This is a genomic window from bacterium (assembly GCA_037200965.1).
Taxonomy (GTDB): domain Bacteria; phylum Patescibacteriota; class Minisyncoccia; order Phycocordibacterales; family Phycocordibacteraceae; genus C7867-001.
This window is the reverse complement of record JBBCGK010000001.1, coordinates 153,477-177,949: the sequence shown is the minus strand read 5'-3', so window position 1 is coordinate 177,949 and position 24,473 is coordinate 153,477. Positions and strand designations below refer to the sequence as shown.

The following is a 24,473-nucleotide window of genomic DNA, read 5'->3' as shown; positions in this document are numbered from 1 at the left end:
TTTGGCGGCTGATGGTTACGGGACCACTTTGAGCGTATCACAACGCTCGCGGCGGAGCCACTCTTTCGTGCCGTGAGACCAGAACTGTGTCAGGTTTGCCGCCACAATCCCGGCCGCACGGCTTGCTGCGTAGGCGATGTTGTGATTCCCGCACGCTTGAAGAATTGCTTCCTCGTTCGGGAACAGCATTGCTTCGTATCGCCGCACATCCTTCGGATCGCACGGCGCGATGGCAAAGGCTTCAACGTACGCCCCTGCCATACGGGTGTCGCAGAAGAGATCGATCGAGATCCTCTGCCGCTTCACCATGTCCCAGATAGTGTTTCGCGGGATCATGTCGTCAACGCACGAGACGACCGAGACGTTGCGGTATTCCACCTGCCCGACGTAGCGCTCCCGGTGTACGGCAAGCTCCACGCCGAGTTCGGCCAGTATCTGCCGGAGCGCATCCACTTTATACATCTGGAGGTGCTTCGGCAGGTACCGCGAATACGGCAGGTTGTCCGAGGCGACAAAGTCATCGTCCCAGACCTCGATATCCTTCACGCCCATCCGGACGAGAAATTCGACAAGCCAGCTGCCTACCGCACCGACGCCGAAGACGACGGTCTTGCGGGCATTGGCCGGATCGAAGATTCTGACTTGGTGCGAATGATTGAGCGCGCCCATCACGCGGCCTCCTGATAGAGAGGCCACTCTTCGATCTTTACGCTTGCCAGCGCCGGATCATACCCGGACACGAGCCACTCGAGCACGAGCTCGAGCGCATCGGCGACCCGAAACGATTCGAGGGCTTCCTCGATATACAGTCCCGCGTTCCCGAAGCACGGCGAACTCCGTTCCGAGATATGCGGGTGATGGAGTTTGCGGGGATGCGTGGGCGCGAGCGCCCAGATCGAGATTGTTCCTCGGAAGTGCATTCGGATCATGAAGGGCCCATAGTCATAGCGGCGCCCTTCGTGTATGCCGATAATCGGTTTCGTCCGCACATGAAGCGCCCCGTCAAGGACAGATAGCCCCTCGACGAGCGGATTGGACGAAAGCCGTTTCCAGTCGCTTTCCGCATTTTCCTGCACCATGCCTTCAAGAATGGCGCTCCCCATCGCAAGGGTGGCGATGTAGTGCCGATGTGTCGCGAGCGCTTCATGATACCTGGTACGTAACCGTTCGATCTCGCTCTCGGCATTCTTGATAGCCGCGAGAACGTCTTTATTGCTGGCGATCATGCTGGCGAAGGCGTGTTGTCCATATGCCTCGGCCGAATCGAGAGATATCTCAGTCTCGGCTTTCCGGTCTTCGGCCAAGGCCTTCGAAACAAGGCGGAGTATCTTCAGAAGGAGGTCGCCCCCTTCGGAAGAAAACAGCGCCGACGTCTCGAGAGTAAGGCGCGGCGTAAAGAGGAACACGTTCCGGTCTAGCACTTGCGCGCACAACTGGTCGTGTTCGTCCTTGATGAGGAAGCCCCGCCCGTGCGTCGGGCCGTTCGTAGTCCGGTACAGGCCGCTTGGATGCAGACGCACGCCGCACAGGTCCCGGCGGTCGAGCTCGGATATCGCTCCCGGCGGGCTTGCGCCGACGATGAAGTGGATCGTGGAATCGTCGCCTTCGGCGAACGGTTCGCAAACGCGCGTCGCCCTGAAGTGCATCCGGGGAACGAGCCCCGTATAGGCGGCGAAGCGCATGAGCGCGTCTCTGGAGCTGTTAAGCAGCACCGGGTAGAGTTCCGACTCCGGCGTGTTTTCGCCGGTCTGATGATGCGTGATGAGGATATCGTTTTCGTCCGCTTTGCGCGAGACGATAACGACGGGTGCGCCGTCTGCGGCGCTTGAGCCGCAGGACGTGAGATCGGCTTCCCGAAGCAGCCTGAGAATGCCGCTTGCGGGACCACCGAGCACGTGTCCGCGCACGAAGAATCCGTCATCGGCCTTGAAGATCATTTCAGGGCCGAGCGTGACGTCATCTCCGAGATCGGGGATGCTCTTCGCGACCCGTGAGGGCAGGAAATAGAGTATCGTGTTTTCCATCAGCTTCTTCCTTCTTGGTTGTTTTCAAGACGTGTCCGCGTTATCGCGAACACGGGCTCTTCCATGCGAGACTTTGGACTACATATCGGATTATGTCAATCGACTGCCGCCTGAACCCCACTCTAACTGCAACACTCACTTCCTCAGAAATATCGAGCGCGGTGATTCGAATTTCAGACGCTTGCGCGGCCGGTCATTGAGCTTCTTCACCACATGCGCCAGCTCCTCAGGGGTGATCAGGTTGAAGTTGAGCGAACGAGGAAAGTACTGACGCAGGAGTCCGTTGGTATTCTCGTTGGTACCACGCTCCCAAGGACGGTGCGGGTATGCGAAGTACACGGTTGCCCCGCTCTTCTTCCCGAGTCGCTTCCAGTCGGCAAATTCTGGACCGTTGTCGAGCGTGATGGTCTTGCGTTTGGCACGCGGAATATGACGGAAGCGTGCGAGCGCAAGCGACGTGAGGAGCTCGGCGCGCATCTTGGGCAACAAGTATGCAACCAGGTATCCGCTCCTGCGATCCACAAAGGTGACAATGCGGACTCGCTTGTCGCTGCCTTGCACCGTATCGCCCTCCCAGTCGCCGAGCCGGCTTCGTCGTTCAATAATCGTTGGACGGTCATCAATACGCTGCTTCTTGGCCGCTTCACGAGCCTTCTCGCGTATTTTGGTACCGCGCCTGCGACGGTATTTGCCTTTGGATGATCTGAGGAACTGCTTCAGGTGCGGAGCACGCTCCTCAATATATCGGTATATGGTGCTGGCGGAGACTGCACCCGTCACCCCTTCAATTTGCTCAGGAGAGTGGTGGTCTTTGAGCATACGCACCACCGTGCGCAAGAGCGCACCCTTGAGCACGCGAATACTGTCCATTGCAGCAATGCGTTTCAGCTTCTTCTTTCTGCGTACTTCGCGTACATCATATCCCTCACGTCCGCCGTATTCGTTCACATGACGAGAGATCGATCCTGCATCCTTCTCAAGCGTACGTGCGATCTCTCGGATCGCGTGTCCTGCCCGCAGCATGCGGGCAATCACCGGCCAGTCTCCTGGCCCAATCTGGGTATGTGCCATATCCAGAGAGTGTGGAACCCAAAAGAGCTGTTGCAATTAGCCTGCAAACTTTGTTGCGATTAGGGTGGGGATTCACCGCCGGGCAGTTGCATTCCGGCCTTATAAGCGTAGGGTTCGGCCATGGAACCGGCATCAGACCGCCCTTGGTATAAGAAAAAGCGCTACCTCATCCCGGTAGGCGTTGTCGCCGCTCTCGCTCTGGGCAGCGCGGGTTTTTCTTCCCCCTCCCCTTCGCCGCAGGCTTCGTTTCCCGCACCTGCCGCTGCCGTGCAGGGAGTTTCCAGTCTCTCGAACGATACTTACTACACCAACGTTGACGGCAACCGCGTTCACTCTCCTGCTTATTCCGACTCCGCCCCCGCCGGAGCATCCGCGAAGTGCCGTGACGGCACCTACAGTTTCAGCCAGCATCGTTCTGGCACCTGCTCGCATCATGGCGGCGTAAGTCGGTGGCTATAGACGTATTGATTTAAGTCAGATCGATCTTCTCGTTTTTGATTACCGCATTCGCCATTTCGTCCGGCTTGTAGGCCGCAAGGTATTCGAGATCGTTCCTTTTCCAAACCCCGTCCCACCGCTCGTCCTGCGGATTGTTATGAATTTCCCTGTCGCGCTTCTTTCCCCGCGCCGCCGCTTCCTCAAGCGGACAGTCTATCCACAGCATGTATGAAAAGTATTGATACAGCTCCGGACGGAAGAGGCCGACGCCTTCTACGATAAGGCGGCCCCGGTGTTCGACGGGAGCGGTGGTCACGATGCCGTTGCTGCTCCAGTCATAGTGCCCGTATACGAGGGGATTCTGACCGGCTTCAAACGGCTTCAATACTTCCCGTTCAAGGCGTCCGAAATCGACCGAATTCCACGCGGTTCCGCCGGAAAGCCTGTGGCGCGCGAACGAGTCGACTCCTATCACCGGAGCGTCGAGGTACGCGCCAAGCTTTTCCGCGGCGGTCGATTTCCCCGATCCCCCAAAGCCCGAGATTGCGATGAGCATCGGATTCGGGAGCGAGTTGATCTTCTTGAGTATCTCCCGATCGATTTCCATGCGGAATGTATTCGGGTTATCCCGCCAGAGGATTGACCGGCATGATCTCTATCGACGCGCCGGGAATCTCCAAATGAGGATGGTGTTCAAAGTACTTTGTCGCGTCTTCGATCGAATCCGCTTCGACCATCGAATACAGCATGATGCCGTTCTTTGTACCCAGAGTACCTTCTTTTGTCGTGCGCATGGTGGAGCCAAGCCCTGCCGTTTCGGTGACTTGCGCGGCGTGTGCGCCCATCCACGCCTGCCATTCCGCTTTCATTTTCTCTTCCGTCGCTTTTCTTGTACCCGGATCGGTCTTTGCCCACTCTTCAAGCGTCGAGACGGGTGCCATATAGAGAGCAAGAAATTTTTTCATACGAAATGTCTAAGGAATAATACGAAGTATAACAAAAGAAGAAGCCGCCCTCCGGGGGCGGCTTTTCTGAGACACAGGAGCGCTTGGGTGTTCCTCATCACCTTAGTTCCGAAGGATCCCCTATTTCGAAATTATCCGCTTTTCGGAAGCTGAAGTCTTCCTTCGAGTATTGCTTGGGAAGGAATATCTTCTTGCGTCCTGAACTATAAATATGGGTTACAATCGCCCCTTTCGCGACCATCAGCCGCGCCATCGCATTCGCCCATGGCTTTCGAAGCGCGCCTTCGGATACCTCCCACATCTGGAGATATCCTTCCGGCGGTCCGCCTGCGACATACACGGCATCAAGGACGACTTTGCGTCGGTCGGGGCGGTCATCTTCCTCGCCGATACCCTTCAACCATGAACATTTGAAAAGAACGCAGGCCCGAGGCCGGTCCTCGTAGATTTTGCAGCCTTTTCCGGGCGTGCAGTGCTGGCACCACTTGCCCGCGGGTTTCTCGAACGTGAACCCGGATACGCTGTGCGTCTTGCAGCATGCGGTACAGGTACCGCATGACCGCGTTTCTCTCGTATTCATGCGTTGCCTTTCTATTCCGTAGCTTTCCTCCCGCATAGTGCCACGGACGGCATTGTTTGTCAGGCCATGCGTCTATTCCAGACCATCATGATATCGTGCGTATATATGACCGCGCGCGAATATGTACGGAATCATCACGTCTGGGTTATCGGTCTGGCGGTTTTCCTAATCATCACGGCCGGAGTATTTGCCGCCTGGGAATACCGGTCCGCGAAGATTCCGGCGGACTGGCAGGCATACGTTAATGCGGTCCATGGCTATGAAGTCTCGCATCCCGCGGATATGGATGTTTCCTATATTGCCCTGGTGGAAACCATCCCCGTCGAGGAATCGGACGAGGCGGTTATGAGCTTCCCGGGAGTCGGCCACCCGATCATATTCTGGATAAGCGCCGAACTTCCCTTTACCAACGAGATTCCTGAGGCGAACAAGACACAGGCCGACCGCGTCGCGCTCCCGTTGCGCGAGTTCGCGGAGACAATCCGCGAAGACCAGGTGAATGATGGGGATGGTGCGGCCTTCGGCAAGCGGGTGGGAGATCTCGTGGAAACGACATTCGCGGGGCGACAGGCGTATTCCTTTACCCTCACAAAAAGCTTTCTGGGGGTAGGCGAAGGATACATGTTGGAACCGGAAGGGGCAGTCCATAGATTTATCTTCGTGGAAAACGACATCGGGACCAAATTGATGATCCATTATCCGCTCGGGAATGCGGTTGCGGAGAAGATGGCGGAATCGTTCAGGTTCGTCCCAGGAGCGACGGTTTCCCGCGAGGCGCTCGCTCCGCTGCAAAACGACTTGAAGGGAGTCGTTCCCCATTTTATCGCGGGCAAAGGGTTTGCCGATGTCCGCCTTACCCCGCAGGAAGAAAAGATTAAAAGCGATATCGTCGCCCTGTTCGTCTCAAGGGAACCCGATAATGCGGAGTATTATTCCCGGCTCCGGCTGCGGGCGATAGGAACGAGATACGTGCTTGTCTCGCAGCCAAGCGCGGAAAGCAGTTATGACCTGATCATAGACTCCGCTACCGGCCACGCTACCTCCATCCCGAACGGCGCGAACTACCGGCCGATCTATCCGCCCCTGGAGGAGGCCCGGCCGGCTGACGCTGCGCAGATGGCGGTCTATATCGGAAGCCAGGATGTGTACACCTATAGCCTCGACCGCGGTTCGTTTTCCTCCGTATTCCGCGCGAAGCTGTACGGAAGCGAAACATATCATTCCGGGCGCGCTGATGCCTATCTCGATCCGGAAGAAACGCATACCGATAATTCGATAACTCTCACCGTGTTCGACAGCTCCCGGATCGTCCGGAATCCGGAAGCGCCCGAAAACGCGATGCAGACGATGTACAAGAGGATACGGCAAGTCACTCTATCCCTGCCTTAAAGAAACAGGCCGGTTCTCCGCGGCGCGGCAACCTCTTCTTCGGGCGGCCCGTTATATCCGTTCATGGAAACATGGCGCGGGCGCGGCATCGAGTTATGGCGTTTCTTTATTGCTAACGCGCGGGCGAGCTATTTCGGCATATTCCTGCTTTCGGTGTTTCTTTTCACGGAAGCGGTCTCCGTGCCGCTCATCAGCAGGTACGATTTCATATTCCTCGCCGCGCTCGGATTCCAGCTGTGTGCGCTTGTCTTCCGGTTCGAGAATCCGCGGGAGTTTCTCGTCATCGTCGTGTTCCATCTCCTTGCGACCGGCATGGAGCTCTTTAAGACGAGTCCTGCGATCGGGTCGTGGACGTATCCCGGTGCTGCGGAAACGGTATTTGCACTCGGGACCGTGCCGCTGTTCACCGGGTTCCTGTATTCGGCGGTCGGAAGCTATATTTCGCGCGCGTTCGTCTTCCTCAAACTTTCCTATGAGCGCTTCCCTGCCTATGGCCATATCTGGCTGCTTGCGGCGCTCATCTACCTCAACTTCTTCACGCACCACTTCTTCTATGACATCCGCGGCATCCTTTTTATCTACATACTCCTCGTTTTCCGGAAGACGCGGGTGCGTTTCGAGGTGTATCGCCGCAGGCGCAGCATGCCGTTTCTCGTAACGGCGGTTCTGACCGCGCTCTTCGTCTGGGCGGCCGAGAATATCGGGACGTTCGCGCGCATCTGGGTGTATCCGAATCAGGTGGGACACTGGCATCCGGTTTCGCCCGAGAAGATCGGATCGTGGCTCCTGCTGCTCGTACTAAGCTTCGCGCTTGTTTCCTTGATTTACCGGGATAAGCTGGGGCGGACGGGTACACTAAATACGAGACACTCCGAAAGACTTCAGGGCGCACGGGATCCGCTTTAGCCTCATTTACCAACACTTCCAGAACGAGTAATGGTAATAAAAAAGTCGCCCACAACCACCGGGGCGACAATTCGGTTACTCATATTTAGGGTCAGACGCCTTGATCGTATCGCGGCATCCAACCCATGTGCTTGGCGGCACCATTCGTCATGACCTTCCACCGTTGCCGGAGGAGCCGACGAAGGAGCTGTGCGTAGATGTTTTCCTTAGCAATCTCCAAGAAAAACATCCGCACAAGCTGTGCCATTTGAGGAACGGTGAGGTAGAGCTGCACGACATGCAGGCCTCCTTCCGTTTCCGTGTCATGCACCAGCTTGTAACCGCTGATGTCGATGACGACGCGGGATTCGGTCTTCTCGTGTCCCGCTCCTTCCTGCGCGTTGAAACCAACGCGTGCTTCGGGGTCGGACTCGAGGATGATTGAACGTGCCATGGAAGCCTCCTGTAAGGTTCGTGGCTGGGGAGATGCCGGAATGGAATCTACTACCAGGACAGACTCTATCATAAGTAGATACTTGTGTCAAGTCCTTCGTAATGGTTCAATACCTCGAAATCGCTCTCTCACTCCCGGGAATGGTATTATTAAACACATGAGAGTTGGCACGCTAAAAGGACAGCTCGCGCAGGAATTCCTCCCCGGCCTTTCTCCAGTCGCGTCTGCCATAGAGGAGTTTGCAGCAGCAGGAACCGACGACCGCGGGGCCATTTTCACGCGGTCGGAAGTGGTGGATTTTATACTCGACCTCGTCGGTTATGTGCCTTCCAATGAACTGTACGCGGCACGTCTTCTCGAACCGTCGTTCGGACATGGAGATTTCCTCATACCAGCGGTGAAGCGGCTCATGTCCTCGCTCAAGACTAGGAACATAAAGCCCAGTGCAGATCTCTTGAGAGACAGTATCCGCGGGGTGGAGCTCCACATGGGGTCATTTGATAAGACGAGGAAGGAAGTGCGAGCGATTCTCCTCCAGAACGGACTAACTATCGATCAAAGCGAAGAAATCCTTGGGGCTTGGCTCGTCCAAGGCGACTTCCTGCTCACGCCATTCGGGCACTCCTTTACTCATGTTGTCGGAAATCCGCCGTACATCAGGCAAGAGATGGTACCCAATGTGCTGATGGCCGAGTACCGTCGCCGGTACGAGACGATTTACGATCGAGCAGATATTTTTATCCCTTTTATCGAATACTCGCTGAAGCTCCTCGATGAGGGCGGCACGCTCGGTTTTATCTGCGCTGACCGCTGGATGAAGAATCGCTACGGAGGTCCCCTCCGCGAACTTGTCGCGAAGCGATTCCACATGCGGACATACGTCGACATGGTCGGTACCCCAGCCTTCCATTCGGAAGTGATCGCATATCCGGCAATCACCGTAATCGCCCGCGAGTCGGCCGGTCCGACCTATGTGGCGAAGCGCCCGGAGATTGAGGCATCTGCGCTAGAGGATCTGGCCCGCGCGCTCGTGCGAGGCGCATTGGCCGACCATGAGTCCGTAAAAGTAACGACCATCACCGGCGGCGACCCATGGACGCTTGAGGAGTCGGACACACTCGCGCTCATTCGCCGCCTTGAGAGTGATTTCCCAACGCTGGAGGAAACGGGATGCAAGGTGGGTATCGGCGTTGCGACGGGGGCAGACGATGTGTTCATCGCGCCCTTCGATACGCTCGATGTCGAGGCCGAGTGCAAACTTCCGCTCGTAATGACCAAGGATATTCAGACGGGTACGGTAGCATGGCGCGGACTGGGCGTCGTGAATCCATTCGGGAATGACGGGAAGCCGGTCTCGCTTGAGAAGTATCCCCGGCTGCGCGCATACCTCGGACAGCACGAAGTGGCGATCAGGAACCGGCACGTCTCCAAGAAGAACCCGAGCGCTTGGTACCGCACGATCGACCGTATCTATCCGGAGCTCGTGCAGAAGCCGAAACTCCTGATCCCAGATATCAAGGGCGATGCCCATATCGTCTACGACGAGGGCAAGCTGTATCCTCATCACAATCTTTACTACATCACCTCCGACGAATGGGATCTTCAAGCGCTCCGTGCCGTCTTGCTCTCTGGCATCGCGCGCGTATTCATCGAGACCTACTCGACGCGCATGCACGGGAACTGTCTCCGGTTTCAGGCACAGTATCTGCGGCGTATCCGGTTGCCGCGGTGGAGCGATGTCTCCAAGGATCTGCAGCAGGCGCTTCGCGCGGCAGCGGGCAGTGATGACTCTGAAGCCCGCGACGAAGCCGTATCCGCCTTGTTTTCTCTCTCTCCATCCGAGCGTGCTACCATCAAGGCATAAAACGTATGGCCATAGACCTCGCGCAATACGAGAAGCGTGCTAAACAGGCAGTCGAACTGTTCTGGGGCAATCGCAGTGTTGCGGTCCGGCAACAGGAGGAATCCGGAACTGTAGACCAAGGAACCCGCGGCGCAGTCACTGCGGGTAAGAACATGGATGGCTTCGCCACGCTGATGGCAGATCTTGCCGAAGCAAATGGCCTTACAGATGCGACGGTCATTCATAGCGGGCGTCTCGTCACCCTACCGGGCTTCTTCAGACCAACTAAGCAATGGGATTTCCTCATACTCAGCGAAGGCCGTCTCGTCGCCGCGCTCGAATTCAAGTCGCAGGTCGGCTCGTTCGGCAATAATTTCAATAATCGCATAGAAGAAGCAATCGGGACCGCGCACGACCTGTGGACCGCGTACCGGGAAGGAGCGTTCGGGGAACAACCGAAGCCATTCGTCGGCTGGCTCATGCTCCTCGAAGACGCGCCGGGCTCGCGCTCGCCAGTGACGGATAATTCGCCGCACTTCCCATTGCTTCCGGAATTCAAAGGCGCATCCTATGCCGATCGCTACAACATCCTCTGCAAAAAGCTCGTGCAGGAACAGCTTTACACGTCGGCGTGCATCATGCTCTCGCCGCAGTCAGCCAAGGACACCGGCGACTACTCGGACATGAGCGAGCTCACCAGTCTCAAGACCTTCATCACTACGCTCGCTGGGCATCTTGCCGCAGAGGCGGCTCGCGATTAGAGGGTAGTGGAGCGGGCGCAACTCTGCCTTGAATTTCTCGTATGACGGCTCCCACGGTTCGGGCATGAGCGGAGCCTCGGTCGGAATTCCGAATTTTGTAAGCGTGTTCTTAACCCATGGAATCCAATGCTTATCATGCGTCCGAGTCTCGGGATTCATCGCCTTCTCGACGTTCGAGGGGCAGCCGTGGATGATGATGCAGTTTTGCATACAGGAACTGTAGCTTATTCCATTGGAGTCCAATTCTTCACTTTCGCCATGAGTGCCGCGCACTCCTCGCGTAAAACGCCGCCGATGACCCCGACCTTCTGTCCTGCCGGAGCAGTAAGCCGCTTGGCATGTTCCTCGGCATGATAGTCAGTGAGTTCGTATGGATTCTCCGGTATGTCTTCTTTGTACGCACCGAAAACGACACGCGAAACTCCGGCCCAACTAGCACAGCCGAGGCACATGGAACAGGATTCAAGGGTTGAATAGAGTGTACAGCCGGAGAGATCGAGCGACTGGAGCTTGTCACAGGCAGCACGAATACAAGCGGTTTCTCCGTGTGCGGAAGGGTCTTTCTTGGGCCACACCAAGCTCCAACCTGTCGCGATCACTTCCCCGTCCTTCACCATGACAGCCCCGATTGGAGCGCCGGCCGCAGCCTGTGATTTCCTGGCCTCCTCAATCGCGAGCTTAATGAAGTCGGTGTCGGTCATATTCAAAGTATAACAAAAGGCCGCCGAATCGCTCCGGCGGCCCTTCTGTTCGCACAAGCCCATTGAATTAAAAGCTGCCGAACGCGGTCGGCGCAAGGATGACCCACACGAAGCCCGTGACGTTGCGGTCCCAGTCGGCGAGGAACGCAAGGACACCTTCGAGGACGATCTTCTTGCGGTCTTCGAGGTTCGCGGAGCGTTCCGGGAAGTCGTGCGCGAAGATCATGATTTCGAGGTCTTTCGCGTTCGCGTCGGCCCCAGTTCCTTCTTCGCACCGGATGATGATTTCGTCAGGCGTGACCTTTCCATCGTGGATTTCGCGCCCCTCGATGCTGAGCGCAGGCGCGACGATGCCAGGCAGCGCCTCGGTGAGTTTCGCCGCAAGCTCGCCAAGCCCACGACCGTGTTTGTGTCTGACAGATCCGACCGGCATGGCCGTATTCCTTCCGTGTTCAAGTTGCCGAGTGGACTATATCATAAATAAAGAATTAGGCAAATAAAGACGAAACCGACACTTTCGTGTCGGTCCGCCCAGCTTTGCTCCGAGCGGTGCGAGAACTTAGAACCGTTATTTTAAGTGGCTACAAGTCCTACGAGATGGAGGCTGCCGTAAAGGTGCTACGTCGGGAGTCGCCCTTTGAATTTGTAAAGTGATTTTTATACGAAAATTCCCATCAGCCGAAGCTGATGGGAATTCGCGTCGCTGTAGGCTTTCATTATACTCCAGCAAGAAACGAGGCCTTTGCACGTCATAACACTCACACAAGCTAAAAAGCCTGAAAAGGAGTACCATAAGGCTATTAATTTTGATTGCGTCGTCAAAATATGAACAACACACGATTTCCAATAAGTAAAACGGTCGGGGCGATAATTATCATTGTGGCAGCAATCGGCGTCACCATGCTCGTCGTGTTTCAAAAGCACGCGCCCACCACGAACACTTCCACCTCGACTTCTACATCCTCAACTACTGACACTTCCGCACCAATTGTGGTTGATAAAACTGCGGTCGATCCTGCATTGCTCACTAAGCTACAAACGGATCTGCAGGGCATTACGCCGTACTTTGTCGACAGCAGAAGCTACGACGGCAAGTCTCTCACTCCGCAGGAGGAAAAGATCAGGAACGATGTGGCCGACATCTTGGCATCCAAAGCAGCCGCTAACGGGCACGGGGACAACTATTCGCAATCGTGGCCGATAGCGATTGGCAAACGCTATGTATTGATCACGGTTCCTACGCATACCTACTACGATATGCTGATCGACTCGCAGACAGGCGAAAGCTCCTACCTCCAAAATGCCGCGAGTTATGCTGCTCACCGCCTGCCATTTGAGCGTCCACAACCTGCATCGAACGGCAGACAGACTGTGCTGTATATCGGCTACGAAGACATCTATACCTATACGCTTGATCAGGGTACGTTCGTCCTCGTGCCGGGATCAAAGCTCACTGGCAGCGAAACGTACCACAACGGCAAGGGCGACTTCAGCCTCCTAGTCGACGAAACGCATACCGACAACTCGATACATATTTCCGTGTTCGACGGTTCGCAGGTCGTGCAGAATCCCAACGCTCAGCCGAATGCGCTGCAGACGATGAACAAAAAACTACGGGGAGTAGACCTAACCTTCTAACAAGATGCAACGAAAAACTATTCTTGGCACGATACTGATTGTAGCGATACTCGCATGCGGTTTTGCGATATGGAAAATGTATTCACCAGCTTCTCAGCAATCCACATGGATTCCGGCGAGCGCCCTGCCCAAACATGAACCCTCTGTCAGCGACAACAAATGGTTTTGGATGAATGGCGATACGATTTATTGCCAGGGAAATCCCATAGGCGAAGCGGACGTCGCAACGTTTGAAGCATCGTCGAACAGTGCATATGCTAAAGACAAGAACAATGTCTACATGTGCACAAATGTCGTGGCGAATTTTGATCCAGCGACCTTTGTCGTTGTTGATGCCAACTACGGTAAAGACGCAACGCATGTCGTCTACGGAGGCTACTACCTCGTGCCCGGCGCGGATACCAGGACTTTCAGTGTGATTCCGGGAAGCAGCTATGCCAAAGATCAGTACCGCGTCTGGGATACGTGGCGCGAGCTGCCCGGTGCCAACCCTACAACATTCGAGATTTTGCCTCAGAGTGCTTCGAGGGATAAGAATGCGATTTATATAAGCGACAAGCGATTTGGTCCTGCAAGCCTCATCACCGACAACGCGCAGTATGCAAAGGCACTGCCTCCGGCGTGCAATCCGGCAGATGCCGATCCTATCGAACCGCAAATATTTCCCGGCGCATTCTCCGACGACCTGCAAGTGATTGGATATATGAGTGCTTCTCGCATCTGCGTTATTGATAAAAAGGCAGCAACCGTACAGAGCTTCCCATATGGCTTCTCGGATAGCGCGTCTCTCTCAACAGACGGCTCGCAGGTCTTGTTCTACAAATATCTGAAGGGAGACGGCGCAGGCGAACAAACATGCGCAGATTGCGGACAGTATTCACTTGATCGGGCGACTGGCAAGGTCGAGAAGGTTTCGAAATGATACATTAAGGTGCTTTGCTTACTTTCGAAATAAACTTCCTGCTGAAGAAATCGAATACAAGGAGAAGACCGTAAGTGCCCTAAACGCCCGCTGGAAGGCCTTACAGAGGCGTTTGGACGTACTTTACGATGATCGTTTGGAGGGACGTATTACCGTCTATCAATGGGAAACTAAGCAGAAGGAAATAACCGAGGAGCAAACAAGCCCCCAGTCTCAGATTTCGAGACTTAAAGATGATGAGGCTAAATACTTCGAGATTTGGCTTAACATTGTTGATCTTGCAACACGAGCACGAGAAATCTACCTACGCAGAACCCCTGAGGAGCGGAGGGTACTTTTTTGGGTCAAATTTTTTCGAACCTACTACTTAAGGACGAAAAAGTGGCCTACACACTCACAAAGCCAGTTGAAAAGCTGGCCCAGCGTGTTCAAGAGAGGATAGACCTAGGAAAGACTTTCGAACTCGAAAATAACAAGGTAAATAAAAGACTCTTTCGAGTCTCTCTGTCCTATTCTGCTCGCCCTTCTGAACGACTTTCGAACTTTTGACTGGGCGGAGGAGTACAAATATCCGACCGTGGTGCTCGACCAAATGAAAGGCCTCCTGGCCAAGTACGAAAACCTATAACCCCTCGATTTCCCGCCTGTGTGCCCCTGTAGCGAACTTTGTCGGAGCGATCCACAACTGATACCAGTTTGCACCCTCGACCACCGGTTTGACGAAATTTGAAGCCTTGGCACGAGATGTGGGTAACTACGCCAAAACGAGCTTGGCTTCTCACGCGAATAGGCATAGGGTCGTGTTGCGATGGAAGATACCGAGGACATCGACGCAGCTATCCGCGCTGCGAAAGATATACGACTCAAATACCGGAAAGGCATGCTCAATCCGCTCTCTTTGCTTCCGGAGCCGAAAGCCAAACTGAAGGCGGCGCTCAAAGATCGCATGAGACATCTCGCGGGCGCGTACATCTCGCTCGCCGGCTTCGTCGAGGATGACGACGTCCTCTTTGCCGAGCGCAATCCGAAATCAAAGAAAACAAAGCGAATCTATCTCAAAGTCCTCGAGGACATAGAAACGGCGCAGAAAGAACTGCGCCGTTTTAAGTTGTTGGAGTAGACGGTGTCAGAGCGTTCTCGATCAATCTTTTTAGTTCGTCAGGAGCAAAATGGCCATGATTCTCTAGCCTCAAAAGCGGCACGGCGGCTTCGCGCAGAATCCGCTCGACTTCGCGATCGCGCTCTTGCCGATCGGGTCGCTCATGGGACTTATCATCAAGCTCAATAGCAAGCTTTGGAGAGAGATACGCCTTATCGCATAGCACGAAGTCAACAGACTTCCGATTGATGTGAGCCAGAGCCGCGCGCCAATCCTGCCCCCGAACCGTGTGATCGACCAGTGTTGGCAAATGCACCTGTGCGAAAATGCGATACTCCGCGCCGACTGCCGCAACGAGAGCGTCATAGCATTCGTGCTCTGCTCGAGTAAGGAAGAAATTCTTGCGGTTATAGCGATACTTAGCTTTCTCCGCCACGTCAGCAAAACCTCCACGGGAAATTGCGAGTGCTACTGCGATGACTATAATGATGCCTATAATTATATAAAAGATTGTCATGTTGATTTTAAGAATCCGACAAAACTTTTCCCAAACGCAGTTACTTTTATAAATGGCGCGGCTATGGGGCCAATGCGAGATGAATAGTCAGACATCAAGATTCCGGCATTCACCAAATTGTAGACGTTCTCATTTTTGTCGGTAGTCTGCTCATACACTTGATGAAAATCGGTTCGTGTAAAATCGACATCCTTCAAAACGATCATATCCTCTGCACTAAGAATACCTAATACATGGTACATCCTCTCTAGCTCAAAAGTGTCCTGATTCGGAGATAGCGCAAACCCAAGAAATACGGAGCGCATCGCTTTTCTTTTGTTATCGTTTTTCTCTCTGATATAACGCTCCAACGCGTACACAAATCCGTCTTGGAATTTCGCATCTTGCATAATTGTTTCAGTAAATGCCGAGGGATTATCTCTAACCATTTCAATCCATTCCAATGCTCTTTGTTCACGAAGTTTTAGACCAGCACCATACAATGCCTTGCTTAAACCCCATGCAATATTTAATCCCGGCAATGCGGACGCTATCTGGTCGGCAATGACCAACGCGGAATCTTTTAGAATTTGTTTATCTTTTTCTCCCATATCTTTTTAAGACTTTTTTACTATTTGCTGAACAATCTGATCAAACGTGATCGTGCCGTCTGTGTAACCCTGTAGTGCGGCATCCAGTTCGGCATTAGAGAGAAAGCCACTATAGACGAGTTTAGGGACGGAAGTAAAGCCATTCCTTTTTGCCACGATCGCCAGCACCTGCTCGTTGAATTCTCGTACCAAATAATCCCTAAAGTCATTGAGGAATTTTTTGTAGCGGATCACGGTGTATATATCGTAATACTGCGTGAGCTTAGGCCCGTTCGTTTCCATCAAGTAATTGAAAATGGTGCGTATCTTTCCACGAGCGATATCGTACTTCCGTTTCTCTCGCGAATAGGTGGTGTACCGCGCTCGCTCAAGCGGCAGATAATGATTTTCTACCTCGACACCACTCTTCGATTGATCAATGCCGAACTGCCAGAACTTCTTGATTGGCTTAAGGTATTTGATGCTCTGCGCCGTCGGCGACTTTTTAGCAAACGGATACTTGCAGTACACAACCTCCTCTTTTTCAAACTCAAACGATCGCGGCTTCTCTTTATCCTCGTATCCCTTGAATCGCTTCTCCTTGAGATAGGTAAAGAGGCTGTACTTTTGCCGATAACCTACGATCAACCCTCCCTTGCGGCGCACTTTCATCGTCTCGTTCCTGAGATATTCAAAGTCGACTGGAAATTGATACTTCCGGCCTTTGATATCGACCTCCTCCCATTCGATCATGCGGAATGAATCGCCGACCACAAACAGCTCGTGCGCGATGCTCTCCAAAAAGCCTCCTAGCACATCGCCCTGACCGTACAGGCCATCCCGATAGAACGAATGCTCGTCGGTGAAATACATCTCGAGGTCTTTTTTCAAGACTGGATCATCGCACTCGATGCTGAAGTAATTGCGTTCGTGAGTCACATAGCCGGGACGATCCGCCACCGGTATATCGCGCAACGGAAAGAGCGAGTACCGTACAGAGTCGGTCTCGTTGCTTAGTTCCATTGCGTTCCATGACGCCTTCTCTAGCCGGTCGCGGCCTTGAATGTAGCCGAGGAACGGATCATCGAACACATAGCCTTTCACTCTTTGTTTGTAAGCGCGTCGTCTCATATCTTTTTCTCTTGAACTTTCTTAAGCACTTCGACCAATTGTCGGATAGCATCTCGCTTCTTTGCCCACTCGACAAATGCCTCCGCGCATTCTTCCTCCGGCTGGTACGGCCGGTAGCTCAACTCACGGATGAACTTGCTCGGATGGTCTGCGACCTCTTGCAAGCCGGAATAGACACGGACGTTATCGTAGGTCTTAGGAAGCTCCGATATCTGGCCGAGGATTTCGCCGAACCAGTGATGGTAGCGAGTAAGCTCCCAGTTTATGAGCTTGAGCGTGAGGTCGAGACCTCCGACTTCCTTCGGCTTCGAGAGTACCTCCATTGCTTTGACGAACTGGCCTGGCTGGTACGCAACTTCAATCGTTTGCACGTACTCGATCATCAGGCTGTAATCCTGCCTGAATTCGCAGACGAGGTATACGAATCCGCCAAGAATGAGACCGAGGCGATTGCGATACATGATGTTGTCGACATTTTTCTCGTCGGCATTGATGACTGGCAACATGAGCGTGAGCAATCCGGACAACACCTTAAAAAGCGTTGGGCAATTTTCAATGACTGATGGGAATAGAGTCTTTTCAAGTTCTTCCCAAAACTCCGAGTCGAGAAGTATCTGCTTTGGCAGAAATGGAAGGTAAACGCCAGCACCGGCGATCTTCGCGCCATACTCGTCGGCCAGAGCAACCTTGTTGATATAAAGCAAGCGACTGATCCACTCGAAGCGAGCCTTGATGAACATCGCAAGCTCCTTATGTTTTCCTTTCTGGTAGAGGTCTTGGAGAACGGTGTTGTGGTGCGTAATCAGCTTCTCAAAGAATTTGGCGAAGTACTGCTTTTCCTTTGCATGGGCATCGTCGAGCGTTTCCTTTTCGAGCCGGTCTTGCGGCGTTATAACGCGTCCCTCACACTGGACTTCAAGATCGAGGCGATCCCAGTAGTCGAGGATTTGGTTATAAAACACTCCGGGCAGATCGAGCCGAGCAAGCTCCTCACGGGTGCGAGTGAGCTGGCCGTCTGCGCCGATGAGCGATTTTATTACCTCCTGATACTTGGCGTAATCGAAGCCGTCGATAAGAGTCAGCCCGATCGCAAAGTAAGCGTTGAGATACGCGCCCAGCTCGTCGTCGGTTTGCACTCTCTCATACAAAGCAAAGAAGCCATCGAGATATTTCTCGAAAGCGTCGGTCTCCTGATTCTCATATAGACCCGCGACTGCTTTCTGATAGCGGCTGTACTCATCTTTTTCGTAGTCGCCAGCAAGTGCGGTCTGATAAAAATCAATGACGTATTTGAGCAGATGAGTATCCTGCGGCGCAGTTCCAACACGAGACTCTACCGCTTTGAGAATGTCGAAAATACCGTTCTCGAACCACAAATAGTCTGGGCTACCTATACGCAGAGGCCCTTTGCCCTGAAGCTCGAAATTCAGCTTCAGGGTGAGCGTAGACATGCTGTTTGCCTTGACCTCCACCTGCGTTTGCGGGAACCACCAGCCACGCTCTCTGTCGATATATTTCTTTCGCTTGGCGTAGTCGGTGATCAAGTTTGCAAGCACCATCGGCGTGTAAATCACGTCGTTCCAATTTTCGGCGTGCCAGAGATCTTCAAAGAGAGTTTTGAGTATTGAGAGATGATCCTGCGTTCGCACGCGCGAAGTCTGCACAATGCTCCAGCTTTTATAGGAATACCGGGTCCGATCCGAGGCAAGCCGGATGCTCGTCTTTATGTCGGACTGCAACCTCTCAAAAAGGTTCTTCGGCTTGATGGTGAGAATGTAGTGATTCTTGAAAACAATGATGCCAAGCAAGCAGATAACTACTAGAACGACAACGGCAATGAAGCTGATCGGTGACGGAAGCGCGAGAATCTGAATACGGAGCAAGACGGCAATCGCAAAGATATCAGTAAAGACGAGGAGTTTGAAAAAGAAATTGCCGACGGTTTCCTGATTGACGTAATCGGACACCTTAGACGAGTACTTATCGGTCGTGAGCTGGAGACCGACCGCGTATAAAGCAAATAAGAGTCCGAGGATGGCGGAGATCGCGCCAATAGATATCTCAAGCACGAGCTTAAAGAATTCTTTGTCGGGAATCGTAAAGAAATTAAAGTGTGCGGCGAAAGCTATAAACCAGCCGGCCTGCACCTGAGAGAGTAGATTTGCGAGCTTCTCGACGCCCCAATCAGCGAGGGTTACTCCGACCAGTGCCAGTATTAGAACCAAGATCGTACCCATAGACTGCCGCACGATCTGCATCGGTATGGTGTACTCAGTCTTCCGGCGTTCCTGATTGCGGTAAAGTACCCTTAATGACTCGCGTCGTCGCTGAAAGATGCTGTAAAAGAAGCCGGCAAAGACACCCCAAGCATAGACGAGCCAGTTCGGTTTTTTGTCCACTTCAAAAGCAAAGGAGGGAGAGGTTCTCTGTCTCCATGAAATCCTACGAAAGAAAAATTGTATAGCTCGGATGATTTTCATGGGACTCTTTCATAACCTTATTTTCCAGACTTCGTCCGGTTGTCTTGTTTGCAGAGCATCTGACAATTTTCGGCCGTAGTCTTTCCACCTTCATGCCATGGAGCAATATGATCGGCCTCCATTTCTGAGATGTCATATTTTTTCTTGCAAAACGGGCAGATGCCATCTTGCCGCTCGTATGCTTCACGCTTCATCTTGTCGGTAAAAGCGCGGATAGAAAGCTCTCGCTCCTGTCCCGTTAAGACATAAGGGTAGATACCGGACTTTTTCGTCACGTCCTCGTCTTGCATCAACTTCTTAACTTCGGCTTCGAGCTTAGTCTCATTCAATTTCTTGTCTTTGAATTCGTTGTATAGCTCACCCCAATTCACACTCGTCATTTCCTTGCGGTAATTTGGGAACGTCTTTCGTACCCATGCAATAACGCTTTGGAAGTAAGCCCACAATTCCTCTGCATTCTCGTCGTGTTGATGTTTGGCCATGTAATTGGCCACTTCATCGTTATTTATCCACGAGAGTGCGGTTTCCAAATACTCTTGCCGGATCGGCGAGCCGCTAATTAACTGTCCGCCATCGTTTGCCAACAAATACGCCGCACAGTTTGATTTGCTGAATTTTAGCTTTGCATCAGAAAGCCACGGGCCGGTATATACAGCGTTGCGTAGCTCTTGGTCGGTTAAACGCTCTCCGGCAATATTGATTGTCTTAAACCAATCAAGTTTCTCTTTATCGTTTCCCTCGCAGAAATAAATCATCAATTCGTAGTTCAGAATTTGTTCCTGCTCCTCTTTGGTAAGGTTATGGAACATAGCGAGGCGACCATTGAAATCCACCGAGAAGTCGCCATTTACATACTGGCCTAGACTGATTGTCCTCTGCTGTCCGTCAAGTACTTCAAAATTTCCGTCATCGGTTTTCACCCAATACATCACGTTGAGAGGGAAGCCTTTTCTAACGGTATCAATAACCGCATCGCGCTGTTTGTCTTTGTATACGAATTCGCGCTGATACTTCGGGCGCACATCAAGCTTTCCACCATACGCAACAACGCCCTCCTCAGAGCCATCTTTGTAGCCATTCACGACTTCCCGCACAGTAATTTTGTTTAGATCAATTTTCATATTATTTTTTACGCTTAATTAAAATTCGATTATATATTTTCCTACCTTTAATCAAGGTAAAACATTCGTAACCAATCCATCTTGCGGAATTAGCGATACCCAAAATTTCAAACTGTGCTGGACTATATTTATCAACAAAAGTAATTGGTACACCCATCACTCCGTCATAATCCATCGGAATATCGGAGACTTTATCGATGTTTATAACATCGGAATTATCATATTTAGGGAATTCCTCTGGTGTATATTTCTTATACAAGACTATTTTCTCGTGACGTTTTGTGGTCTCGAGGTTTGTATACCACACAATTCTACCCATGCTGAAAAACTTTATACCATTCTCAACTTTTATTCTTGATTCAGTCTCAATGTCATAATCGTCAGGAACCTGAAACCATTTTGTGCCACCATTGTCGTAGCCATGCCATAGTTTATTTTCTTTGATGAAGCCAAAGGTTTCTTTATAGGTTACTGCATTTTGGTCACCTAGAATCAAAAACTTTTTGTTGTGTTCTACTAGCTGTGCGACATACTCGCGGAACAAGGAAAAAGGCGGATTTGTTACTACAATATCAGCTTGCTTCAGCAGTTCTATGCTTTCTTCACTTCTAAAATCTCCTTCACCCTCTAATGGAGCCCATTCATTGTTTTTGTTAGCCTTGAGTTGCTCGGCAATATCACGCAAGTCAAATGCGCCATCGCCGTCTATATCATCAACTTCATTGATAATGAATTTGTTCGCGGTTACCTTAGGACGGCCCTTGGGCGTGTTTATGGCCTTGATGTCGCCAAATAGCCCTAATTGCGTATTGGCTATAGGAGACGGCTTGTAACTAGTGGCAATAAGTCTTTTCAGTCCGAGTGCATTGAAATTTCCTGCGAAATATTTAAAGAAGTTGCTCTCAAATGGATCATCGCAGTTGCAATACACTACCTTGCCACGGAATTGATCTTTGTAGTGTTTCAACTCTTTTTCAATATCAACAATCTGAGTATAAAACTCATCTTTCTTCGCGGCGCTTGCCTTGTGCAAGTTCTTATTCAATGACTTTTTGGCGATTTCCTTTGGCATAAATTTATAGGTTGGTTGGAAAATTCTTCCAAAGCTGACTGGTCATCGATTGATCCAGCTTTGCCCAAACGGTATGTGCTATGAGATGGGCAACTTGATCTGCGCCGACCTTGTTTGTTATCGGATCGATCGAGACTTCTACCTTCTTACCATCCTGCAAAAGCACGCACTCAATGTCGTACCCGTAGCTATCCTCGTCAGAGCTGTTCTTTTCGAAAAACACTTTATCCTTTTTAACCGTCAATTTCTCGCATGCAAAAGGAGTGTTCTTAAAGAACTTATCATTGAGTATGGTTTGTATAGCTTCAACATCGGCCGAAGTATATGGCGGCAGGGTATCAATCTTGCCCAAGCCTTCCATTTTTACTTTGAGCAAGAAAATAGTCTCTTCTTTGAGCTTGGCGCGGGCCCAATCTTTTTGCGGATCTGTCAGCAATTCACCCAAGCCATCCAAGATGTGCTTGTTATCCATCTTTTCCAGCAAATCGATGCACTTGGCGAGGGTGTCCTTGAATGACAGTCCGGAACGATCCTCAACAATAGTTTTATTGATATCCCAGCCTTTCTTTTCGAAATAGTACACGTCGAAAATATCACGGCTCGTCTTACCGACGCGCTCGTACATGGCCATCAATTTGTGGGCGTATGTATCAGCTTCCACCATGACCAGCATGGAGATACCAAGCAAGGTCTTAAGCTCATAGCGCGAGCCAAAGTTCCGGCGATTGATTTCGACTTTTATCTTCTGTGCTCCAGGTGCGTAAGAGATAACATTCAGGAGATTGAACTTTTTAATGTAGGAATCGGTAATCGTTCCATAGGCCGCAGTGATTTTCTGAATCTTCTCAAAGACCTCTGCCTCTTTGCTTTCGTCCAACAGATCGAAGTCCAAGTCTACCGAGTTACGATTGAGTCCGTAGAATAAAAGCGCGGCCGTCCCGCCTTTGAAACCCAAGTGAGGAGCGATCGAAGTATCGGAATAAATATCCTTGAGAATTTGGAGCAATATTGCTTTGTGCTTTGAGTAATCTAAAGTCATACGTTTTTCGCTTTATCGGGCTGGTTGCTTTTATAGTGCTCGAGATAGGTCTTTACTTTCTTTTCCATTCGCTTGTTGTGGTAGATAGGTAACATCTCAAAGACTTTATCCCAATCCAAAGCATCCAAATTATCGAAATGATAGTCTTTGCTGACATAAATCCGGTCCAAGAAAGCGCGCTCCTTAGTTGCTGTGGCAATACCTTCCGTATGCTCGATGCCGGCAGTGTTACTTAAGACATAATCTTTCATGCGGATGAAAGAGATTTTTTGACCATCAGCTTCGATCTCTCTGGTCACGTATGAAGCAACAAAAATATTGCCGTAGTATTGAAAGTTGATACCGGCACGAGTTAAAACAGACTCAAAGCTGATGTAAGAGGGAGTGTAGATCGCAGTCGCTAATTCAGAACGGTTGTAATTCTTGTCTTTAGCATAAAAGCCGCGATGTACTCGGATCAACTTACCGCTTTTTACGTAGCTGTTTAATCTGACGCGAACAGCATTTTCAGCTTCTTCTCCCCATAACAAAGCCACGTCTTTGATTGAAAAGACGGTTTTGGGAGATCTCAATAAGACCTCTACATATTGACCTTTTGTCGGTTTATTATCCATATACTTACCTATAGTTAGTTTAAAGCTAACTTCCAGTGCATTATATGATATACTAAGCTTAAGCACAAGTAGCTTATCCAGAATAAGCAATACGGCTTAAAGATGATTATGAAGATGAAAAAGGCCACATTGGCCAAGACGTACAAATTCAATACGAACCGGTCTGTCGGTATGGCGAATGCTTATCGCTTTTCTACCTCTGCGATTACCGGCGAACTGCGATCCGCGCTCAGGGACTTTGCGGACATCGAGCGGCCGGCCGAACTGGTAAAGACCGACGATCTGGCCATTCAAGCATTGGTGGGTGCGCTCAATCAAAACAGCCGGAGCATAGAAGCAATGACACGAGCGTATCTGGCTGCGCTTGGCAAAATCGCGGACTTGGAAACAAGCGTGGCGAAGCTCACGGCCGAAGGCGCGGCATACGGCCTTGCCGGCAAGCGAACCAAGCCGGCAGATAGTAAAAAGACCGTTTACTTTTCAAAAGATGGCGACCTGTACCGCGAGCCGAAAGCTAAGCATTGCTACTCGATGGGTACGGAAAAGCAACGGCAGAAAATCGTACGGGTCCTTCTTGAACGAAAGGGGTATGTGCCAACGGACGAGCTTGTAGGATTGACCGGAAGCAAGAACCGCAAGTCGCTCCACAACGCGAAGCTCATGATCAACCGCAAGGTGCGCTACGCGCTCGGCATCGACAGCTTTATCGTTGGCCGCGCCGTAAACGGATACAAACTCAATCCGGAATACAAAATAAAAGAGGTGTAGCTCTGATGTAGTTAATAAGTGGGAGCGACAAGCAGCAAAATGGCTGCTTTTTTCGTGTCTGACTACACGCTCGCAGTATTCCAGAAGCGTATGCCAAATTGCCACAATGAATGCGTGTGAGAGGACGTTAATGACAATGAAAATGCCACATGCAAAACAATTATTACAAAACCGCCGACCTGGCATTGGTCGCGGTGCTTTTATTATTCATTCCTGATTCTCTGGAGGTCGTGGATCGGGGAAATCCGCACAAGGTGCTCTTTTGTTTCGGCAAGAGCCCTGACCTGGATTCTCTGGTGAAGCGATACTGGAATCGCGAGCTTGCGGTCGAACCGCAGGCGTTCTTCAACCAGCTCAAACAGGTCAAAGTACGGATTTATGCCGAGGACTAA

At 51.7% G+C, this 24,473-nt stretch carries 26 protein-coding genes and 1 pseudogene; 10 read left to right on the top strand and 17 right to left on the bottom strand.

All coding sequences use genetic code 11. The features are described 5' to 3' along the window. Positions 1 to 15: 15 nt before the first annotated feature. The 3 genes from WDN10_01055 to WDN10_01045 form a co-directional block, all read right to left on the bottom strand. Positions 16 to 669, bottom strand: a complete 654-nt coding sequence (locus WDN10_01055; GenBank protein ID MEJ0053303.1) for a ThiF family adenylyltransferase — start codon at positions 667 to 669, stop codon at positions 16 to 18. Beyond that, positions 669 to 2,024, bottom strand: a complete 1,356-nt coding sequence (locus WDN10_01050) for a hypothetical protein (protein ID MEJ0053302.1) — start codon at positions 2,022 to 2,024, stop codon at positions 669 to 671. Before WDN10_01050 ends, WDN10_01055 begins: the two co-directional genes overlap by 1 nt. Positions 2,025 to 2,159: 135 nt before the next feature. Further along, the gene (locus WDN10_01045) at positions 2,160 to 3,095 is read right to left on the bottom strand and encodes an IS30 family transposase (GenBank protein MEJ0053301.1); all 936 of its coding nucleotides are present in this window, start codon (positions 3,093 to 3,095) and stop codon (positions 2,160 to 2,162) included. A gap of 279 nt (positions 3,096 to 3,374) precedes the next feature. Here WDN10_01045 and WDN10_01040 point away from each other — a divergent pair. Then, positions 3,375 to 3,554 (top strand): annotated as a pseudogene (locus WDN10_01040) (DUF3761 domain-containing protein). Positions 3,555 to 3,564: 10 nt separating this feature from the next. On the opposite strand, the gene WDN10_01035 reads toward WDN10_01040, so the two are convergent. From WDN10_01035 to WDN10_01025, 3 genes are all read right to left on the bottom strand, one after another. After that, on the bottom strand, positions 3,565 to 4,140 hold the full coding sequence (locus tag WDN10_01035) for a hypothetical protein (GenBank protein MEJ0053300.1): 576 nt from the start codon (positions 4,138 to 4,140) through the stop codon (positions 3,565 to 3,567). Positions 4,141 to 4,156: 16 nt separating this feature from the next. Continuing rightward, a complete protein-coding gene (locus tag WDN10_01030) occupies positions 4,157 to 4,498 on the bottom strand; it encodes a hypothetical protein (GenBank protein ID MEJ0053299.1) in 342 nt (113 codons plus the stop codon). Between the two features lie 97 nt (positions 4,499 to 4,595). Continuing rightward, positions 4,596 to 5,078 (bottom strand): hypothetical protein, encoded by a 483-nt coding sequence (locus WDN10_01025; protein MEJ0053298.1) that lies wholly within the window; start codon positions 5,076 to 5,078, stop codon positions 4,596 to 4,598. A gap of 105 nt (positions 5,079 to 5,183) precedes the next feature. On the opposite strand from WDN10_01025, the gene WDN10_01020 reads away from it, so the two are divergent. After that, positions 5,184 to 6,467: a hypothetical protein gene (locus WDN10_01020; protein MEJ0053297.1), complete on the top strand. Its 1,284-nt coding sequence runs from the start codon at positions 5,184 to 5,186 to the stop codon at positions 6,465 to 6,467. Positions 6,468 to 6,530: 63 nt separating this feature from the next. Next, positions 6,531 to 7,373 (top strand): DUF817 family protein, encoded by an 843-nt coding sequence (locus tag WDN10_01015; GenBank protein ID MEJ0053296.1) that lies wholly within the window; start codon positions 6,531 to 6,533, stop codon positions 7,371 to 7,373. A gap of 91 nt (positions 7,374 to 7,464) precedes the next feature. Here WDN10_01015 and WDN10_01010 read toward each other — a convergent pair whose 3' ends face one another. After that, complete coding sequence (locus WDN10_01010; protein MEJ0053295.1) at positions 7,465 to 7,806, bottom strand: hypothetical protein; 342 nt, start codon at positions 7,804 to 7,806, stop codon at positions 7,465 to 7,467. A 157-nt stretch (positions 7,807 to 7,963) separates the two neighbouring features. Here WDN10_01010 and WDN10_01005 point away from each other — a divergent pair, with 157 nt between their 5' ends. Further along, the gene (locus WDN10_01005; protein MEJ0053294.1) at positions 7,964 to 9,670 is read left to right on the top strand and encodes an Eco57I restriction-modification methylase domain-containing protein; all 1,707 of its coding nucleotides are present in this window, start codon (positions 7,964 to 7,966) and stop codon (positions 9,668 to 9,670) included. Positions 9,671 to 9,675: 5 nt separating this feature from the next. After that, complete coding sequence (locus WDN10_01000; GenBank protein ID MEJ0053293.1) at positions 9,676 to 10,410, top strand: PaeR7I family type II restriction endonuclease; 735 nt, start codon at positions 9,676 to 9,678, stop codon at positions 10,408 to 10,410. A gap of 224 nt (positions 10,411 to 10,634) precedes the next feature. Here WDN10_01000 and WDN10_00995 read toward each other — a convergent pair whose 3' ends face one another. Both WDN10_00995 and WDN10_00990 read right to left on the bottom strand, forming a co-directional pair. Continuing rightward, on the bottom strand, positions 10,635 to 11,111 hold the full coding sequence (locus tag WDN10_00995; GenBank protein ID MEJ0053292.1) for a nucleoside deaminase: 477 nt from the start codon (positions 11,109 to 11,111) through the stop codon (positions 10,635 to 10,637). A gap of 67 nt (positions 11,112 to 11,178) precedes the next feature. After that, positions 11,179 to 11,544, bottom strand: coding sequence for a hypothetical protein (locus WDN10_00990; GenBank protein ID MEJ0053291.1), 366 nt, complete (start codon positions 11,542 to 11,544; stop codon positions 11,179 to 11,181). 392 nt (positions 11,545 to 11,936) lie between these two features. On the opposite strand from WDN10_00990, the gene WDN10_00985 reads away from it, so the two are divergent. From WDN10_00985 to WDN10_00975, 3 genes are all read left to right on the top strand, one after another. Further along, a complete protein-coding gene (locus WDN10_00985; GenBank protein MEJ0053290.1) occupies positions 11,937 to 12,749 on the top strand; it encodes a hypothetical protein in 813 nt (270 codons plus the stop codon). A gap of 4 nt (positions 12,750 to 12,753) precedes the next feature. Beyond that, the gene (locus WDN10_00980; GenBank protein MEJ0053289.1) at positions 12,754 to 13,671 is read left to right on the top strand and encodes a DKNYY domain-containing protein; all 918 of its coding nucleotides are present in this window, start codon (positions 12,754 to 12,756) and stop codon (positions 13,669 to 13,671) included. An 808-nt stretch (positions 13,672 to 14,479) separates the two neighbouring features. After that, on the top strand, positions 14,480 to 14,791 hold the full coding sequence (locus WDN10_00975) for a hypothetical protein (protein MEJ0053288.1): 312 nt from the start codon (positions 14,480 to 14,482) through the stop codon (positions 14,789 to 14,791). Here WDN10_00975 and WDN10_00970 read toward each other — a convergent pair. From WDN10_00970 to WDN10_00935, 8 genes are all read right to left on the bottom strand, one after another. Then, a complete protein-coding gene (locus tag WDN10_00970) occupies positions 14,775 to 15,287 on the bottom strand; it encodes a DUF2726 domain-containing protein (protein MEJ0053287.1) in 513 nt (170 codons plus the stop codon). The genes WDN10_00975 and WDN10_00970 overlap by 17 nt on opposite strands. Further along, entirely contained in the window at positions 15,284 to 15,877 is a 594-nt protein-coding gene (locus WDN10_00965) for a hypothetical protein (protein MEJ0053286.1), read from the bottom strand. The genes WDN10_00970 and WDN10_00965 overlap by 4 nt, the downstream gene beginning before the upstream one ends. A gap of 6 nt (positions 15,878 to 15,883) precedes the next feature. Beyond that, entirely contained in the window at positions 15,884 to 16,987 is a 1,104-nt protein-coding gene (locus tag WDN10_00960) for a hypothetical protein (protein MEJ0053285.1), read from the bottom strand. Then, complete coding sequence (locus tag WDN10_00955; GenBank protein MEJ0053284.1) at positions 16,984 to 19,386, bottom strand: DUF2254 family protein; 2,403 nt, start codon at positions 19,384 to 19,386, stop codon at positions 16,984 to 16,986. Before WDN10_00955 ends, WDN10_00960 begins: the two co-directional genes overlap by 4 nt. Before the next feature lie 98 nt (positions 19,387 to 19,484). Beyond that, positions 19,485 to 20,588 (bottom strand): DUF262 domain-containing protein, encoded by a 1,104-nt coding sequence (locus tag WDN10_00950; protein ID MEJ0053283.1) that lies wholly within the window; start codon positions 20,586 to 20,588, stop codon positions 19,485 to 19,487. Position 20,589: 1 nt separating this feature from the next. Beyond that, entirely contained in the window at positions 20,590 to 21,660 is a 1,071-nt protein-coding gene (locus WDN10_00945; GenBank protein ID MEJ0053282.1) for an adenine-specific methyltransferase EcoRI family protein, read from the bottom strand. Between the two features lie 4 nt (positions 21,661 to 21,664). Next, positions 21,665 to 22,699, bottom strand: coding sequence for a nucleotidyl transferase AbiEii/AbiGii toxin family protein (locus WDN10_00940; GenBank protein ID MEJ0053281.1), 1,035 nt, complete (start codon positions 22,697 to 22,699; stop codon positions 21,665 to 21,667). Further along, positions 22,696 to 23,313, bottom strand: a complete 618-nt coding sequence (locus WDN10_00935; GenBank protein ID MEJ0053280.1) for a hypothetical protein — start codon at positions 23,311 to 23,313, stop codon at positions 22,696 to 22,698. The genes WDN10_00940 and WDN10_00935 overlap by 4 nt, the downstream gene beginning before the upstream one ends. Positions 23,314 to 23,427: 114 nt before the next feature. On the opposite strand from WDN10_00935, the gene WDN10_00930 reads away from it, so the two are divergent. Next, a complete protein-coding gene (locus WDN10_00930; protein ID MEJ0053279.1) occupies positions 23,428 to 24,081 on the top strand; it encodes a hypothetical protein in 654 nt (217 codons plus the stop codon). A 149-nt stretch (positions 24,082 to 24,230) separates the two neighbouring features. Continuing rightward, positions 24,231 to 24,473 carry a DUF5659 domain-containing protein gene (locus WDN10_00925; protein ID MEJ0053278.1) on the top strand — a complete coding sequence of 81 codons (243 nt, stop codon included), beginning with the start codon at positions 24,231 to 24,233 and terminating at the stop codon, positions 24,471 to 24,473.

Coding starts and splice junctions, on each gene's coding strand:
- WDN10_01055 (MEJ0053303.1), bottom strand. CDS start 669: ATGGGCGCGCTCAATCATTCGCACCAAGTCAGAATCTTCGATCCGGCC.
- WDN10_01050 (MEJ0053302.1), bottom strand. CDS start 2,024: ATGGAAAACACGATACTCTATTTCCTGCCCTCACGGGTCGCGAAGAGC.
- WDN10_01045 (MEJ0053301.1), bottom strand. CDS start 3,095: ATGGCACATACCCAGATTGGGCCAGGAGACTGGCCGGTGATTGCCCGC.
- WDN10_01035 (MEJ0053300.1), bottom strand. CDS start 4,140: ATGGAAATCGATCGGGAGATACTCAAGAAGATCAACTCGCTCCCGAAT.
- WDN10_01030 (MEJ0053299.1), bottom strand. CDS start 4,498: ATGAAAAAATTTCTTGCTCTCTATATGGCACCCGTCTCGACGCTTGAA.
- WDN10_01025 (MEJ0053298.1), bottom strand. CDS start 5,078: ATGAATACGAGAGAAACGCGGTCATGCGGTACCTGTACCGCATGCTGC.
- WDN10_01020 (MEJ0053297.1), top strand. CDS start 5,184: ATGACCGCGCGCGAATATGTACGGAATCATCACGTCTGGGTTATCGGT.
- WDN10_01015 (MEJ0053296.1), top strand. CDS start 6,531: ATGGAAACATGGCGCGGGCGCGGCATCGAGTTATGGCGTTTCTTTATT.
- WDN10_01010 (MEJ0053295.1), bottom strand. CDS start 7,806: ATGGCACGTTCAATCATCCTCGAGTCCGACCCCGAAGCACGCGTTGGT.
- WDN10_01005 (MEJ0053294.1), top strand. CDS start 7,964: ATGAGAGTTGGCACGCTAAAAGGACAGCTCGCGCAGGAATTCCTCCCC.
- WDN10_01000 (MEJ0053293.1), top strand. CDS start 9,676: ATGGCCATAGACCTCGCGCAATACGAGAAGCGTGCTAAACAGGCAGTC.
- WDN10_00995 (MEJ0053292.1), bottom strand. CDS start 11,111: ATGACCGACACCGACTTCATTAAGCTCGCGATTGAGGAGGCCAGGAAA.
- WDN10_00990 (MEJ0053291.1), bottom strand. CDS start 11,544: ATGCCGGTCGGATCTGTCAGACACAAACACGGTCGTGGGCTTGGCGAG.
- WDN10_00985 (MEJ0053290.1), top strand. CDS start 11,937: ATGAACAACACACGATTTCCAATAAGTAAAACGGTCGGGGCGATAATT.
- WDN10_00980 (MEJ0053289.1), top strand. CDS start 12,754: ATGCAACGAAAAACTATTCTTGGCACGATACTGATTGTAGCGATACTC.
- WDN10_00975 (MEJ0053288.1), top strand. CDS start 14,480: ATGGAAGATACCGAGGACATCGACGCAGCTATCCGCGCTGCGAAAGAT.
- WDN10_00970 (MEJ0053287.1), bottom strand. CDS start 15,287: ATGACAATCTTTTATATAATTATAGGCATCATTATAGTCATCGCAGTA.
- WDN10_00965 (MEJ0053286.1), bottom strand. CDS start 15,877: ATGGGAGAAAAAGATAAACAAATTCTAAAAGATTCCGCGTTGGTCATT.
- WDN10_00960 (MEJ0053285.1), bottom strand. CDS start 16,987: ATGAGACGACGCGCTTACAAACAAAGAGTGAAAGGCTATGTGTTCGAT.
- WDN10_00950 (MEJ0053283.1), bottom strand. CDS start 20,588: ATGAAAATTGATCTAAACAAAATTACTGTGCGGGAAGTCGTGAATGGC.
- WDN10_00945 (MEJ0053282.1), bottom strand. CDS start 21,660: ATGCCAAAGGAAATCGCCAAAAAGTCATTGAATAAGAACTTGCACAAG.
- WDN10_00940 (MEJ0053281.1), bottom strand. CDS start 22,699: ATGACTTTAGATTACTCAAAGCACAAAGCAATATTGCTCCAAATTCTC.
- WDN10_00935 (MEJ0053280.1), bottom strand. CDS start 23,313: ATGGATAATAAACCGACAAAAGGTCAATATGTAGAGGTCTTATTGAGA.
- WDN10_00930 (MEJ0053279.1), top strand. CDS start 23,428: ATGAAAAAGGCCACATTGGCCAAGACGTACAAATTCAATACGAACCGG.
- WDN10_00925 (MEJ0053278.1), top strand. CDS start 24,231: ATGCAAAACAATTATTACAAAACCGCCGACCTGGCATTGGTCGCGGTG.